At 70.2% G+C, this 14,488-nt stretch carries 16 protein-coding genes, 1 tRNA gene and 1 pseudogene; 11 read left to right on the top strand and 7 right to left on the bottom strand.

What is annotated here, in order from left to right:
• Window positions 1-48 precede the first annotated feature (48 nt).
• Together BLQ91_RS27115 and BLQ91_RS27110 are read left to right on the top strand one after the other, a co-directional pair.
• Window positions 49-216 (top strand): annotated as a pseudogene (locus tag BLQ91_RS27115) (glycosyltransferase); the annotation flags it as partial.
• A gap of 70 nt (window positions 217-286) precedes the next feature.
• Window positions 287-1,501, top strand: coding sequence for a saccharopine dehydrogenase family protein (locus BLQ91_RS27110; RefSeq protein ID WP_090101187.1), 1,215 nt, complete (start codon window positions 287-289; stop codon window positions 1,499-1,501).
• Here the strand turns inward: BLQ91_RS27110 and BLQ91_RS27105 are convergent.
• The 3 genes from BLQ91_RS27105 to BLQ91_RS27095 all read right to left on the bottom strand — a co-directional run bounded on the left by BLQ91_RS27105 (window position 1,480) and on the right by BLQ91_RS27095 (window position 2,719).
• Window positions 1,480-2,079, bottom strand: a complete 600-nt coding sequence (locus tag BLQ91_RS27105; protein ID WP_090101080.1) for a hypothetical protein — start codon at window positions 2,077-2,079, stop codon at window positions 1,480-1,482. The genes BLQ91_RS27110 and BLQ91_RS27105 overlap by 22 nt on opposite strands.
• Window positions 2,076-2,393: a hypothetical protein gene (locus BLQ91_RS27100; RefSeq protein ID WP_090101079.1), complete on the bottom strand. Its 318-nt coding sequence runs from the start codon at window positions 2,391-2,393 to the stop codon at window positions 2,076-2,078. The genes BLQ91_RS27105 and BLQ91_RS27100 overlap by 4 nt, the downstream gene beginning before the upstream one ends.
• A gap of 243 nt (window positions 2,394-2,636) precedes the next feature.
• A tRNA-Leu gene (locus tag BLQ91_RS27095) sits at window positions 2,637-2,719 on the bottom strand.
• A gap of 138 nt (window positions 2,720-2,857) precedes the next feature.
• Between BLQ91_RS27095 and BLQ91_RS27090 the strand changes: the two genes are divergently transcribed.
• The gene (locus tag BLQ91_RS27090; RefSeq protein ID WP_090101078.1) at window positions 2,858-3,793 is read left to right on the top strand and encodes a squalene cyclase; all 936 of its coding nucleotides are present in this window, start codon (window positions 2,858-2,860) and stop codon (window positions 3,791-3,793) included.
• Here BLQ91_RS27090 and BLQ91_RS27085 read toward each other — a convergent pair.
• From BLQ91_RS27085 to BLQ91_RS27070, 4 genes are read right to left on the bottom strand one after another with little or no spacing between them, the layout of a single operon-like run.
• Window positions 3,790-4,395, bottom strand: a complete 606-nt coding sequence (locus tag BLQ91_RS27085; RefSeq protein ID WP_090101077.1) for a response regulator transcription factor — start codon at window positions 4,393-4,395, stop codon at window positions 3,790-3,792. The two genes, BLQ91_RS27090 and BLQ91_RS27085, sit on opposite strands and share 4 nt — an antisense overlap.
• Window positions 4,392-5,531, bottom strand: coding sequence for a sensor histidine kinase (locus tag BLQ91_RS27080; RefSeq protein WP_143022829.1), 1,140 nt, complete (start codon window positions 5,529-5,531; stop codon window positions 4,392-4,394). The genes BLQ91_RS27085 and BLQ91_RS27080 overlap by 4 nt, the downstream gene beginning before the upstream one ends.
• Window positions 5,528-6,235: an ABC transporter permease gene (locus BLQ91_RS27075; protein WP_090101075.1), complete on the bottom strand. Its 708-nt coding sequence runs from the start codon at window positions 6,233-6,235 to the stop codon at window positions 5,528-5,530. Before BLQ91_RS27075 ends, BLQ91_RS27080 begins: the two co-directional genes overlap by 4 nt.
• A complete protein-coding gene (locus tag BLQ91_RS27070; protein ID WP_090101074.1) occupies window positions 6,232-7,116 on the bottom strand; it encodes an ABC transporter ATP-binding protein in 885 nt (294 codons plus the stop codon). Before BLQ91_RS27070 ends, BLQ91_RS27075 begins: the two co-directional genes overlap by 4 nt.
• A 137-nt stretch (window positions 7,117-7,253) precedes the next feature.
• Here BLQ91_RS27070 and BLQ91_RS27065 point away from each other — a divergent pair, with 137 nt between their 5' ends.
• The 8 genes from BLQ91_RS27065 (at window position 7,254) to BLQ91_RS27030 (ending at window position 14,426) form a co-directional block, all read left to right on the top strand.
• A complete protein-coding gene (locus tag BLQ91_RS27065) occupies window positions 7,254-7,820 on the top strand; it encodes a TetR/AcrR family transcriptional regulator (protein WP_090101073.1) in 567 nt (188 codons plus the stop codon).
• Window positions 7,817-8,479: a GAP family protein gene (locus BLQ91_RS27060; protein WP_090101072.1), complete on the top strand. Its 663-nt coding sequence runs from the start codon at window positions 7,817-7,819 to the stop codon at window positions 8,477-8,479. The genes BLQ91_RS27065 and BLQ91_RS27060 overlap by 4 nt, the downstream gene beginning before the upstream one ends.
• 58 nt (window positions 8,480-8,537) lie before the next feature.
• Window positions 8,538-9,695 (top strand): PucR family transcriptional regulator, encoded by a 1,158-nt coding sequence (locus BLQ91_RS27055; protein WP_090101071.1) that lies wholly within the window; start codon window positions 8,538-8,540, stop codon window positions 9,693-9,695.
• 143 nt (window positions 9,696-9,838) lie between these two features.
• The gene (locus BLQ91_RS27050) at window positions 9,839-10,432 is read left to right on the top strand and encodes a DUF6801 domain-containing protein (protein ID WP_090101070.1); all 594 of its coding nucleotides are present in this window, start codon (window positions 9,839-9,841) and stop codon (window positions 10,430-10,432) included.
• Between the two features lie 45 nt (window positions 10,433-10,477).
• On the top strand, window positions 10,478-11,368 hold the full coding sequence (locus tag BLQ91_RS27045; protein ID WP_090101186.1) for a glutaminase: 891 nt from the start codon (window positions 10,478-10,480) through the stop codon (window positions 11,366-11,368).
• A 40-nt stretch (window positions 11,369-11,408) separates the two neighbouring features.
• Complete coding sequence (locus BLQ91_RS27040) at window positions 11,409-12,734, top strand: M20/M25/M40 family metallo-hydrolase (RefSeq protein ID WP_176959974.1); 1,326 nt, start codon at window positions 11,409-11,411, stop codon at window positions 12,732-12,734.
• 10 nt (window positions 12,735-12,744) lie between these two features.
• Window positions 12,745-13,530, top strand: coding sequence for an SDR family oxidoreductase (locus tag BLQ91_RS27035; protein WP_090101067.1), 786 nt, complete (start codon window positions 12,745-12,747; stop codon window positions 13,528-13,530).
• 62 nt (window positions 13,531-13,592) lie between these two features.
• Window positions 13,593-14,426: an alpha/beta fold hydrolase gene (locus BLQ91_RS27030; protein ID WP_090101064.1), complete on the top strand. Its 834-nt coding sequence runs from the start codon at window positions 13,593-13,595 to the stop codon at window positions 14,424-14,426.
• The last annotated feature ends 62 nt before the right edge of the window (window positions 14,427-14,488 follow it).

Here is a 14,488-nt window from a genome sequence, read left to right as displayed (position 1 = left end):
ACGCGGGCGACCGAACTGAATTCGATCACCTAACCTTCGGGAGAAGTCTTGACCGGGCACCCTGCCCCCTGTGGTCCGTGCGTCGTGGTCGCGGGCGGTGGCACCGCCGGCCACATCGAGCCGGCACTGGCGCTGGCCGACGCGGTCATGCGGCTGCGGCCGGTCGCGCGTGTCGTCGCGCTCGGCACCGAGCGCGGTCCGGAGAACAAGATTGTGTTTCTCCCATACCGCGCCCTGACCACCCGACCGGCGCGGTGGCCGGAGCCTTGGGGGCATGCTGATGGTCATGAATCGTGAGCACGACGTCGTCGTCTACGGCGCCACCGGGTTCGTCGGGGCGCTGACCGCCGCATACCTGGCCCGGCACGCGCCCGAGGGCGTGCGGATCGCGCTGGCGGGGCGGTCCGCGGACAAGCTCGCCGCCACCAGGGCCGGGCTGCCTGCGGCGGCGCGGGAGTGGCCGCTGGTCGTCGCCGACTCGGGGGACCCGGTCGCGCTGGCGGCGCTGGCCGCGTCGACGCGAGTGCTCGCCACCACCGTCGGCCCGTACGCGCGTTACGGGCTTCCGGTGGTCGAGGCGTGCGCACGGGCCGGCACGCACTACGCGGATCTGACCGGCGAGGTGTTGTTCGTCCGCGCCGCGATCGACGCCGTGCACGAGCCGGCCCTGGAGTCCGGAGCCCGGATCGTGCATGCCTGCGGCTACGACTCGATTCCGTCGGACCTGGGCATGCTGTTGCTGCACGAGCGGGCCGTGGCCGACGGCGCGGGTCCGCTCACCGACGTGCGGTTGGTGGCTACGGCCCGCGGCGGTTTCAGCGGCGGCACGATCGACTCGCTGCGGGCGCAGATCGAGGCCTACGAGAGCAATCCCGGCCTGCGCCGCGTCGCCGCCGATCCGCATGCGCTCAGTCCCGACCGCGCAGCAGAGCCGACGCCCGCCCAGCCCCGTGACGCGGGGATGCCCTCCCGCGCCGCCGACGGGACGTGGCAGGCGCCGTTCGTGATGGCCCCGTTCAACACCCGCATTGTGCGGCGTAGCAACGCCCTGCTCGACTGGGCCTACGGGCCGGAGCTGCGCTACGGCGAGGTCATGGGCGCGGGGCAGGGCGTCACCGGAGCGCTCATGGCGGCCGGTATCACCGGTGGGCTGGCCGGGCTGGTCGGCGCGATGTCGGTCAAGCCCGTCCGCGGCCTGCTCGACCGGGTGCTGCCCGCGCCCGGTACCGGGCCCAGCGAACAGGCTCGTGCGAAGGGCTGGTTCCGTTCGGTGCTGCACGCCACCACCAGCTCGGGGCGCCGCTACCGGGCCACAGTCGCCGGACCAGGCGACCCCGGCTACGCCGCCACGGCCGTCATGCTCGGGCAGAGCGCCCTATGCCTGGCCCTCGACGACCTCCCGCAGCGGTCCGGCTCGCTCACGCCTGCGACGGCCATGGGCCGGCCTCTGATCGACCGCCTCCGTCTCGCCGGCCACACCTACGACGTCACGACCGCCTGACCCACGCCGCCGTAGGGGATGGATGCTTCTTGCGATCCGTACGTCGTCGGCGAGTGCTCGGCGGCTTGATCAACGAATACGAGCCTGCAGCTGCTTGATCCGCAGTTCAGGCCGTTGGGCCATGTTTTGGCACCCACACCCGGCCCCAGCCACTTGAACGCGCCCAGATCGAACGCCTCACTATAGATCGACGCGACCGTCTCGGCGGAGTCATCCATGAGTATCGCTATGCCGCTTAACCTGCATGGATAGGGTTTTCGGCACGCACAGGAGTTGCCGTTGCGGGTGTTACGGCGGACGGTCAGGTTGGCCTTGATGTGCTGCGCCAAGCGCTGGATGTCGGTCGGCGTGCGATCGCTGAGCGAGATGTCCGCCCACTGATCCAAGACGCGGTTCCAGTGAGGCGTGTAGGCGCGGCGCGTGCCGTCGCTGACGGCCGCGGCTACGACGGGGATGTATTCGGCGAACGTGGGTGCCGGGGGCTTGATCGAGTTGAGCAGGTCCTCGGCGGTGACGCCCATCCGGTCCAGGACCAGCCGGGCGGCTTCCAGCTCGGCTTGGGTGGGTGCGCCGGTCACTGATCCTCACCTCCCGGCAGGGCGGGCATGAGCAGTTCGTCCAGGGCACGTGGTGGGAAGGCTGTCAGGGTCTGGTGGTCGAGGTGGGCGGTGAGCAGGACCCGATCGCCGACGCCCAAGCCTGCCGCGCGGCAGGCTTGGGCGGGGAAGCGGAGGTAGACCCGTGCGCTCAGCTTGACGACGCCGTGTGGGTCGGCGGTGATGACAAGCAGCCCGTCGTGTTCGCGGATGCTCAGCCGGGTGCTGCCGTCCCACCCCAGGGCGGCGGTGATGTACCGGTCGGCGACCCGGCCGCGATCGTCGACCGTCGCCATCCCGTACACGACGTTGGTCGAGCGCGGAGGCTTGGAAACGGGTACGGAGATAAGGGGGAGTGGCTGGCCGACAAAGCGAGAAGAGAGTTCCGCGGAACCCCTCGAAGTAACGGTGGGGATGAGAGGGCGGATATAGGAGCGGGTCATCGGACACCACCCGTTCGTGGTGCCGAGACGCGAAACAGGTGCTCAGGTAGACCTGAGCACCTGTCACGTAGTTGTGGCAAACTTGCCACTTTTGCGTGTCCGAGGGGGGACTTGAACCCCCACCCCCTTTCGGGGACTAGCACCTCAAGCTAGCGCGTCTGCCATTCCGCCACCCGGACGTATTTAGTTCTGCCTCGGCTCGCGCCGTGGTGTGTGCATAGATTACATGATCGTCGCCGTGGGCCAAAATCGGGGTGGCGGGCGGGTGTTCGTGCTGGTGGGGAGGGGTGAGCGGGGAGGAGGGCTAGGGTCGCGGGATGCCTGAGGTGATGGCTTGGTTGGTGGACTCGGATCCTGCGTTGCGGTGGCAGGTGCAGCGGGATCTGGTGGGGGAGCCTGAGGCTGTGTGGCGTGCCACGCGGGAGCGGGTGGCTGTGGAGGGGTTCGGGGCTCGGCTGCTTGCCGCTCAGGGGAGCGATGGCATGTGGGCCGGTGGGGCCTTCTTCCCTGCCGGGTTCGACGGGGCCAAAGAGGGTGGGCAGCCTTGGACGGCCACGACCTGGTCTTTGAGTTCGTTGCGGGAGTGGGGGCTTGATCCTGCCGTGTTGCGGGAGCGGCAGACCGTTGAGCTTCTGGGCCAAGGGTGTCGGTGGGAGTACCGGGACCTGCCCTACTGGGGTGGGGAGGTGGACTGCTGCATCAACTCGTGGACCTTGGCCAACGGGGTGTGGCTCGGAGCGCCTGTCGAGGGGATTGCGGAGTGGTTCGTCGAGCACCAGCTCGAGGACGGTGGGTGGAACTGCGAGTGGGTTGAGGGGTCGGTCAGATCGTCGTTTCACTCCACGCTCAACTCGTTGAAGGGGTTGTTGGCTCACGAGTTGGTGACGGGCGGTACGGCGGCTACGCGGGAGGCTCGCCGGCGGGGGGATGAGTACCTGCTTGAACGGCGGTTGTGCCGGCGGTTGTCCACCGGGGAGGTTGTGGGGGAGTGGGTGGCCGAGTTCCGGTCGCCGTTTCGGTGGGGGTACAGCGTGCTCAACGCCATGGATTACTTCCGGGCTGCGGGTGTCGGGGATTCGCGGATGGAGGAGGCCGTTGCGATGATCCGGGACGCTCGGCAGGCCGATGGGACGTGGTTGCAGGCCGGGCGGCATGCGGGGCGGGTGTGGTTCGAGGTCGACGTGCCCCGTGGGGAGCCGTCGAAGTGGCTGACGTTCTACGCCCTGAGGGTGTTGGAGTGGTGGGAGAGCTAGATCCAGCCTCGTGCTCGGGCGAAGCGGGCTGCTTCGTGGCGGTTGGAGGCCCCGGTTTTGCCCACGGCTGAGGAGAGGTAGTTGCGGACGGTGCCCGGTGAGAGGGAGGCGCGGCGGGCTATTTCCTCGATGGGGGCGCCTTCCAGGGCCAGTTCAAGGACGTCTGCTTCGCGTGGGGTCAGGGGGCTGTCGCCGGCGCTGATGGCTTCGGCGGCGAGGGCCGGGTCCACGTAGCGGCCGCCTGTGTGGACGGTGCGGACGACTGTGGCGAGGACGTCCGAGGAGACGGTTTTCGGGAGGAAGCCCCGGACGCCTGCTGCCAGTGCTCGTTTCAGGTGGCCCGGGCGGCCGTGACTGGTGACGATCATCGTGGAGCAGGCCGGGAGGTCGGTGGCCAGGGACTGGGCCACCGAGACTCCGTCGAGGTCGGGCATTTGCAGGTCGATGACGGCCACGTCCGGCCGGACCACCCGGGCGGTGGCGAGGGCTTCGGCTCCGGTGGCGGCTTGGGCCACGACCTCCAGGTCGTCCTCCAGCGACAGGAGTGCCGCCATGGCGCCTCGGATGAGGTGTTCGTCGTCTGCCAGGAGGATGCGGATCACGGGAGCTCCACGGTGAGGACGAAGCGGTTGGGGGCTTCCGGGGTCGCGGTCACGGTGCCGCCGAGGGCCGCTACGCGTTCGCGCAGGCCGGTCAGGCCGCTGCCGAAGCGGAACGGTCCGGGGCGTGCGCCGTCGTTGGACATGGTGAGGATCTTGCCGCGCAACGTGATCGTGCACGTCCTGGCTTCGCTGTGGCGCAGGACGTTGGTGACGCCTTCGCGGACCGCCCAGCCCAGCGCGCCTGCCGGTTCGCCGTCGAAGGTGACGTCGCCGATCACCCGGCAGTCGATGCCCGCGGAGCCCAGCAGGGAGCGGGCGCCGGCGAGTTCCACGGAGAGGTCGGCGGTGCGGTAGCCGCTCACGACGGCGCGGAGCTCGTCGAGGGAGTCCTGGGCTATGCGGCGGACCTCGAGCATCTCGTCGATCGCCGTGTCACGGCCGCGGCGCGCCAGTTGGGCGGCGAGGTCGGCTTTCAGGGCTACGACGGAGAGGTTGCGGCCCACCACGTCGTGCAGGTCGCGGGCGAAGCGGAGGCGTTCTTCGGCCACCGCGAGGTTCGCGCGGACCTCGCGGGAGCGGTCGAGCTCCCAGACCAGGCCGAGCATCCACAGGGTGGTGCGGAAGGCGAAGGCCAGGAACAGCACCATGACGCTGCTGGCGACCGCGTGGCCCATCGGGGCGGTGAGGAACAGGAACCCGATCGCGGCCGCGGACACCACCGCGAGCGGGCGGGTGGGGCGCAGGGCGGACAGGGTGGTGATCGTCAGCACCAGGAACATCACCGCGATGCCGTTGGCCGGGCTGTCGATCTTGCCGGGGGACGGGTGCGGGTAGGTCAGTTCGGCGACGAGCAGGACGGCGCTCGTGTACGCCACGTACAGCACGAGCATGCGGCCGGGGAACGTGGTCCTGCCCAGGTAGTGCTCGATGCCGAGGTGCGCCAGGCGCAGGCTCAGCGCGAGGTGGATCAGCACCGCCGCGGTGGTCGCGACCACCGCGGCGGTGCTGATCTCCTCGGCGATGCCGATGATCAGCAGTGGCGGCAGGAAGAAGTAGGCGAGGTAGAACGTGGCGCGGACGAAGAAGTCGAACCGCGCCGCGTTGCCACGCGACCGCCACCAGCCGAGCAAGCTCACCTCCGAGGGTCCCACCGGAAATACCGCTGCACAGCGTAGGTCCCCAGGCCGATCCACACCGCCAGGACGATCAACGGCCGCAACACCGGGCCGTCGGCCCAGCCGGCGCGCAGCAGGTCGAGGACCGGCGTGAGCGGCAGGTACGCCAGCGCCTTCGCGAGGGGCTCGGGCAGCGCGTCCAGCGGGAACATCATCCCCGAACCGAAGAAGCACGCCATCAGCACCGGCAACGACGTCACCTGCGCCATCTCCACGGTCCGCGTGAACGCCGAGGACGCCGCCGCGAGCAGCGTGAAGGACGCGATGCCGCCCAGCACACCCAGCACGATGAACCACGGACGCTCCGGCAGCGGCACGCCGACGACCACGGCGACGACGACGGAGAAGAGCAGCATCTGCCCCAGCGCCACCACGAGCGACGGCAGGGACGCGCCGAACAGGATCTCCGGGTCGGTCAGCTCGCCGACGCGCAGCCGCTTGAGCACCAGCTCCTCCCGCCTCGCCACGAACGTCGTGACGAGGTTGTAGTACACCGCCATGAGCAGCGAGAACCCGATCAGGCCGGCGATCAGCGGCACGCCGTTCGCATCCACCGAGATCAGCACCGGCACCAGCAACAACGGCATCAGCAGCGAGTTGAACAGCGCGGTCCGGTTGCGCCAGAACAACTTCAGCTCCGCCTGCCCGATGGCCACGGCCCTCATGCCGCCTCCTCCGCGATCGCCAGGAACGCCTCCTCCAGCGACGCCGAACGGGCGTCCAGACCGGACAGTGCGACGTCGTTCGAATGTGCCCACGCCAGCAGCTCGTGCAGCGTCGACTGCAGGTCGTTGGTCCGCACGGTCACGCGCCCCGACGAGTCCGCGTCGGCCACGACGGGCAGCGGGATCCCGGAGGGCGGCACGAACGAGATGCGCGACGGGTAGGCGTCGACGACCTCGGACACCGTTCCCTGCGCCACGATCCGGCCGCGGTGCATGATCGCGAGACGGTCGGCCAGCTCCTGCGCCTCCTCGAGGTAGTGCGTCGTCAGCAGCACGGTGACGCCCTCGCGCAGCAGCGTCCGGATGAGCTCCCACGTGTTGCGCCGGCTCTCCGGGTCGAGCCCGGTCGTCGGCTCGTCGAGGAACAGCACCTCCGGCTTGCCCAGCAACGCGAGCGCCAGGTCCAAGCGCCGCCGCTCACCGCCGGACAGCTGCTTCACCCGCACCGACGCGCGGTGCTCCAGGTCGACCAGCGCCAACGCCTCCGCCACGGGACGCGGCGACGTCAAGGTCCCCGCCCACATCTTCGTCGCCTCGGACACCGTCAGGTCCGGCGGGAAACCGCCTTCCTGCAACATCACCCCCACGCGTGGCCGGACGACCGCGCGTTCGGTGAACGGGTCGTGTCCGAGCACGCGCACGGTCCCCTCCGCCGGACGCGACAGCCCTTCCACGACCTCCACCGTCGAGGTCTTCCCCGCTCCGTTCGTGCCGAGCAGCGCGAACATCTCGCCCCGCTCGACGTCGAAGGACACGCCCCGCACGGCCTCGAACCCTCCGCTGTACCGGCGCGTCAGCCCTCGCACCTCGATCGCTGTCATGCCTCAACGATCTCGGCAGGCACGGGCGAGCGGCAGTGCCACGACACATCAGTTCCCCATGACAGATGTCATGCGAGCCACCTCACCACTCGCTGCGCAACTTGCGAGCGTTGGATTAAGGTCGTAATCTAACGGTCGTGCCAAAACGGGCGGACCCAGTCGAACGGCGTCAGCAGGTGGTGGCCGCCCTCTACCGGGTGGTCGACGCCGAAGGGCTGGACGCGGCGAGCCTGCCGCGGATCGCCCGCGAGCTGAACGCCACGACGGGCTTGCTGCAGAAGTACTTCCGCAGCAAGGACGAGCTGCTCCTGTTCGCGCAGGGACAGCTCGTGGAGGAGCTCACCACGAGCGTGCGGGCTGTCTTGGCGCAGGAGGGGAGCCTGAAGGACCGCCTGCACAAGGCGTTGTGCGTCATCGCGCTCGTGGACGACGCGGCGCGCGCACGGGTGTGGCTCGCGTTCGCGGCGCGGGCGGCTGCGAACCCCGTGTTGTTGCAACGGCACGTGGAAGGCGCATGGGTTATCAGGGACCTGTGCCGGCAGATGCTCGAGGCGGAGGGGCTGGACGGCGGGGAGGCCGTCGGGCTCGCCGCGCTGGTGGACGGGGTGACGACTCAGCGCGCCCTGGAGCCGGAGGTCATGACGGAGGACGTGGCGGAGCGGGTGATCGGCCGCCACCTCGAACGACTGTGGGGGAAAGAGTGACACTGGGGTTGGTGGCGGCGCTGGCGGGGCTGGCGCTGCTGGATTCGACGAGCATCGGGACGTTGTTCATCCCGATCTGGCTCATGCTCACGCCGGGACGGCTGCGTCTCGGCAGGTTCGCCGTGTACCTCGGCACGATCACGGTGTTCTACTTCGCCGTCGGGATCCTGCTCGTGCTCGGGGCCTCGAAGGTCGTCGACCACCTCGACGGGCCGGTCGCGCTGTGGATCCAGTTGGTCATCGGCGTGTTCCTCTTCGTGATCAGCTTCCGCTTCGACAGCAAGAAGAAGCTGGACACGGCGAAGTGGCAGAACCGCGCGAACGGGCCGACACCGGCGCTCGCGGGGGTCGCGGTGCTGGCGGGTGTCGTCGAGCTCGCGACGATGCTGCCGTACCTGGGCGCGATCGGGATGATGAGCGCCGCGGACCTGCGGCCGGCCCAGATCGGGCTGCTGCTCGCCGGGTACTGCCTGGTCATGATCGTGCCCGCGCTGCTGCTGCTCGGCGGGCGGCTGGCGCTGCGGCAGCGGATCGACCCGTTCCTGACGAAGATCAGCACCTGGTTCGCCGAGAAGGGCGCGAGTGCGACGGGCTGGATTCTCGGCATCGCCGGGTTCCTGGTCGCACGCGATGCCGTCGCGCGGCTGTTCTTCCTGTGAACCACTTGGTCCGGTTGGCTGAACGACCCGGTTTCGTTTTCCTCCTACACTGGCGAGGATGACTCAGCCGGGCGATCCGCGCAGGTCTGTCCCGCGCGAGCTGGCGCCGTTGCTCCGAATGGAAGTCCCGCCGGTCGCGGTGAGCATTTTCGAGGCGATCGAGGAATCCATTCCGGAATACACGCCGTTCCGGGAGAACGTGGTGGACGGAATCCGGCAGGCGTTGGTGAAGTTCGTCGACCGCATCGCCTCGCCGGAGTCCGAGCCCGATCCGCACGACGACATCCACCGCAAGCTCGGCGCGTGGGAGTTCCAGTCCGGGCGCAGCCTCGACAGCCTGCAGGCCGCCTACCGGATCGGCGCGCGGATCGCCTGGCGGCACATCTGCGCTTTCGCCGAACGGCGCGAGCTGACGCTGCGCCTCATGTCGGTGCTGGGCGAGGCGATGATCGCCCACGTCGACGAGCTCGTCAGCCTGTCGGTCGAGGGGTACGCGGCCGCCCAGGCGAGCGCGGCCGGCACGCTCGAACGCAAGCGGCGCAAACTGCTGGAACTGCTGGTCGGCGATCCGGCGGCCGGCCGGCAGGCCGTGCTGGAGGCGGCGGGCGCGGCGGCGTGGCCGATGCCGGACCGCCTCGCCGCCGTGGCGCTCGAACCGTCCGCCGCGCCCGCCGACGACCTGCCGGGCGACGTGCTGGTCGACTTCGAGGACACCGCCCCGTACCTGCTGGTGCCGAACCCGGTCGCGGTGGCCCGCTGGGTGCGCAGAGCCCTGCCGGGGTGGCGGGCCGCGGTCGGGCCGCCCGTGCCGCCGGAGCAGGCGCGTGCTTCGCTGGCCTGTGCGCGCCGGGTGCTCGCGCTGTCCCGCCAGGGGGTTCTGCCGGACCGGCCGGTGCTGGACTGCGCCGACCACCTCGTCGAACTCACCGTGCTCGCCGACGAGTTCCTCGCCCGGCAGCTGGCCGAACGCGCGCTGGCACCGCTGGCCCCGCTCACCGAACGGCAGCGCACGAAGCTCGCCGAGACGCTGCTGGTGTGGCTCTCGGCCCGCGGTGGCGCGCCCGAGGTCGCCGCCCGGCTGCAGGTGCACCCGCAGACCGTGCGCTATCGCGTGAACCAGTTGGACGAACTGTTCGGCGATCGGATGCACGACGCCGAGCACAGGTTCGCCCTCGAACTGGCGCTGCGCGCGCACTATTTGTTGCTGCGCGGCTGATAAATCGCGGGAAGCCATTTCGCATTCCGATGACAAAAGCGCGTTTTCGCTTGCCTCCCGGAATGCGACGCGGTTACTTTACTGACGAGTAACGCAACGCCGCCTTCTTGCAGTTCAATGTCGTACTCAGGAGGTCCCTGCAGATGAAGACCGGACTTTTCACGCGCGCCGCCGCGGTGGTTCTGGTTGCCGGAGCGCTGGGCGTGGCCACGGCCGGCACGAGTTCCGCCGCGGCCGCCGAGCTCAGCCTCACCTACTCGTGCCAGTTCTCCGTCGCCGGCACGCACGACGTCCCCTCCGTGATCAGCTCGCCGAACCTGCCGGACTCCGCCGCCGTCGGCGTTCCGACCGAGCCTGCCTCGGCGTCGGTGACGTCCACCGTGCCCGACTCCGTCCGCAACACGCTGTGGTGGATCGGCGGCCGGTCGGTCGACGGCACGCTCACCACGACCATCGCCGTGGACAACGCGGGCAGCGTCCAGACGCAGACGTCGACGCTGACCATCCCGAACACCCCGGTGCCCTCCTCCGGCACGTTCCAGGTCGTCGCCACCGGCACGTTGCCGTCGCTGACGCTGCCCAACGCCGGCACGACCTCGATCAACCTCGGCAACGCCGACCTCGCCCTGACCCCGCGCCAGGAGAACGGCGACCCGACGTGGATCGGCGTCGTGCACGTCCCCTGCACCGTCAAGGCGGGCCAGTCCACCAAGTTCTACGAGTTCCAGGTGGCGTAGCACCCGTCCCGTGATGGGCACCCGTCCCGTGATGGGATGGCGGCCATGGAGCTGCAACAACTGGTGGACCGCATCGCCTCCGAGGTCACGCCAGGCGGCGCCGTAGCCGACTACATCCCCGCACTCGCCAGAGTCGACCCGCACGCCTTCGGCCTCGCCGTCGCCACACTCGACGGCGAGGTCTTCGGCGCGGGTCGGCACGAGCGGCCGTTCTCGATCCAGAGCATCTCCAAGGTGTTCACGCTGGCTCTGGCCCTCGCCGAGAACGACGACGTGTGGACGCGCGTCGGCCGCGAACCGTCCGGGTCGCCGTTCAACTCGCTGGTCCAGCTCGAGACCGAGCAGGGCATCCCGCGCAACCCGTTCATCAACGCCGGCGCCGTCGTCGTCACCGACCACCTCGGGCTCGGCGCCTCCGACCGGCTGCTCGAGTTCCTGCGCCGGGAGAGCGGCAACCCGGGCATCGGCGTCGACCCCGAGGTCGCCGAGTCCGAACTGGACCACAGCGACCGCAACCGCGCGCTCGCCCACTTCATGGCGTCCTACGGCAATATGCGAAACCCCGTCGACGTCGTGCTGCGCGAGTACGTCCGGCAGTGCTCGATCGCGATGAGCTGCACCGACCTCGCCAAGGCCACCCTCTTCCTCGCACGGCACGGCGTCCGCAACGACGGCACGCGGCTGCTCGGCGTCAGCGCGGCCAAGCGCGTCAACGCCGTGATGCTCACCTGCGGCACCTACGACGCCGCCGGCCAGTTCGCCTACCGCGTCGGCCTGCCCGGCAAGAGCGGCGTCGGCGGTGGCATCATCGCCGTCGTCCCCGGCAGGTGCGCGATCTGCGTGTGGAGCCCGGCGCTGGACGCACGCGGCAACTCCGTCGCCGGTGTCGACGCTCTGGACCGTTTCACCACTCTCACGGGCTGGTCCGTGTTCTGACGGGTGGCCCGGGAGGAACCAGGTGGTATAGGAAGGCGGGGTGAGCACAACGGGGAACGCATTGGCACTGGCGCAGGACGAGGCCGTGACGCTGGTCAGCGAGCTGATCAGGATCGACACCACGAACACGGGTGATCCCGCGACGGTCGTGGGCGAGCGCGAGGCCGCCGAGTGGGTGGCGGAGAAGCTGTCCGAGGTCGGCTACGAGACCACGTACGTCGAGTCGGGCGCGAAGGGCCGCGGCAACGTCATCGCCCGCCTGGCGGGAGCCGATCCCAGCCGCGGGGCGCTGCTGGTCCACGGCCACCTCGACGTCGTGCCCGCCGACGCCTCGGAGTGGTCGGTGCACCCGTTCTCCGGTGCCGTGCAGGACGGCTACGTGTGGGGCCGCGGCGCCGTCGACATGAAGGACATGGTCGGCATGACGCTGGCCCTGGCCCGCCACTTCAAGCGCGAGAACATCGTCCCGCCGCGCGACATCGTGTTCGCCTTCCTCGCGGACGAGGAGGCCGGCGGCCTGTACGGCGCGAAGTGGCTGGTGGAGAACCGGCCGGAGCTGTTCGAGGGCGTCACCGAGGCGATCAGCGAGGTCGGCGGGTTCTCGATCACCCTCAAGGACGACGTCCGCGCGTACCTCGTCGAGACCGCCGAGAAGGGCATCCGCTGGCTCAAGCTGCGGGTCAAGGGGACCGCGGGGCACGGCAGCATGATCCACCGCGACAACGCCGTGGCGAAGCTCGCCGCCGCCGTCACCAAGCTCGACCAGCACCGGTGGCCGCTGATCATCCGGCCGTCCGTGCGCGAGTTCCTCGACGGCGTCACCGAGATCACCGGCCTCGAGTTCCCCGATGACGACGTCGAGGGCTCGATCGGCAAGCTCGGCGCGCTGTCGCGGATGATCGGCGCGACCCTGCGCGACACGGCCAACCCGACGATGCTCTCCGCCGGCTACAAGGCCAACGTCATCCCGTCCACGGCCGAGGCCACTGTGGACTGCCGCATCCTGCCGGGCCGCGAGGAGGCGTTCGACCGCGAGCTGGCCGAGCTGCTCGGCCCGGACGTCGAACGCGAGTGGGTCGGCCTGCCGCCGGTCGAGACGACCTTCGACGGCGCCCTCGTGGACGCCATGACGGCGTCGATCACCGCCGAGGACCCCGGCGCCCGCGTGCTGCCGTACATGCTCTCAGGCGGCACGGACGCCAAGTCGTTCCAGCAGCTCGGCATCCGCAACTTCGGCTTCGCGCCGTTGAAGCTGCCGGCCGACCTCGACTTCTCCGGACTCTTCCACGGCGTGGACGAGCGCGTGCCGGTCGACGCGCTCAAGTTCGGTGTTCGCGTGCTGGACCGTTTCCTGCGCAACAGCTGAGGAGGACGCCATGTCCGCTGTGGACCTGACCGGTCAGGTCGCGCTCGTCACCGGCGGCGCGGGCGGGATCGGGGCCGCGGCGGCGCGGCGTCTGGCCGAGCTCGGCGCCCGCGTGGCGGTGCTCGACCTCGACGCCGCGGGCGCGCAGCGGGTCGTGTCCGCCGTCGGTGGCATCGCCGTCGCCGGTGACGTCGCCGACCCCGCGACCATGCCCGCGGTCGTCGCGCAGGTCGAGGCCGAGCTCGGGCGGCTCGACGTCGTGTTGCTCAACGCCGGGATCGGCGGCGGCCAGACCGGGGTGGACGCCCTGGACGTCGACCGCTACCGCAGGCTGGTCGGCGTGAACGTGGACCACGTCGTGTACGGGGTGTGCGCGGCCGTTCCGGCGCTGCGGCGCCAGGGCGGCGGGAAGATCGTGATCACCGCGTCGCTCGCCGGTCTCACCGCGATGTCCTCCGACCCGCTCTACACGCTGACCAAGCACGCCGTCGTCGGGTACGCGCGGGCGGCGGGCGCCGCGCTGGCGGGGGAGGGCATCACGGTCTCCGCGCTGTGCCCGGGATTCGTCGACACGTTGCTGCTCGGCGCGGCGAAGGAGGAGTTCGACGCCGTGGAGTTCCCGCTGCTGACACCCTCGGACGTCGCCGAGGCGCTGCAGTCCGTGCTGGCCGGGGGGCAGCCGGGGGAGGCCTGGACCATCCAGCCCGGTGGCCAGGCCTCGGCGTACCGCTTCCGCGGCGTTCCGGGCGTCGGTGGCGGACAGCTGCCGCCGGATGTCGTGCTCGGCCGCGTTTAGGGCGTGTCCGGACCCGTGTTGTCTCGTTAGGACGAACAGACGACACGGCGAAAGGACTGCGCATGGTGCGACTGGAGGACGGGACCGAGCTGAACGTGGTGCGCGCGGGCGACCCCGAGGCACCGGTGACGGTTGTGCTGGCCCACGGTTACGCGCTCGACCACCGCTCCTGGCACAAGGTCGTCGAGCAGCTGGCCACCGACTTCCAGGTCATCGCCTACGACCACCGCGGCCACGGCGGTTCCGGCGCCGCCACCAAGGAGACGGCCACGATCGAGCAGCTCGGCGACGACCTGGGCGAGTTGATCGAACGGGCCGTGCCGCAGGGGCAGGTCGTGATCGCCGGGCACTCGATGGGCGGCATGGCGGCGCTCGCGATGGCCGAGCGCCGGCCGCGGTTGTTCCGGCAACGGGTGCTGGGCAACGTGTTCGTGTCCACGGCGGTGAGCGAGATGTCCGAGACGTCGCTCGCCTGGCCCAAAGCGCTCGGCAAGCTCGTGCGGGAGCTGGAACGGGCGTTCGGGCCGATCGTGCGGGCGGTGCGGGAGAAGATCGAGCCGACCAAGACCGCCGGTCTGCGGTGGTGGCTCTTCGGCGACGAGCCGGCGGACGAGGACGTGGAGCTCACCGCGGACATGGTGTGGGGGCACTGGCCGGAGACGATCGCGCTGTTCCGGCCCGCCGTGGACCGCTACGACCGCGAGGCCGGGCTGACCGTGGCGGGGGAGAAGGCCGTCGTCGCGGTGGTGGGGGACGAGGACCGGCTGGTGGCCGAGTCGGACGTGGCCGAGTTCGGCGGAACGTCGGTGGTCTTGCCGGACGCGGGCCACATGCTTCCCCTGGAGCGGCCGTCCGAACTCGCCGACCTCATCCGCGAGGTGGCCGCCAAGGCATAGCCGGGGACTGGTGCCGCAGTACCTGGAAGCGCGGACGATCGGTCCGAACGGGCGAGCGACCC

Source organism: Lentzea jiangxiensis, from assembly GCF_900104175.1.
Lineage (GTDB): Bacteria > Actinomycetota > Actinomycetes > Mycobacteriales > Pseudonocardiaceae > Lentzea > Lentzea jiangxiensis.
Note: the sequence above shows the minus strand (reverse complement) of the source record. Positions and strands in the feature narration are given on the sequence as shown.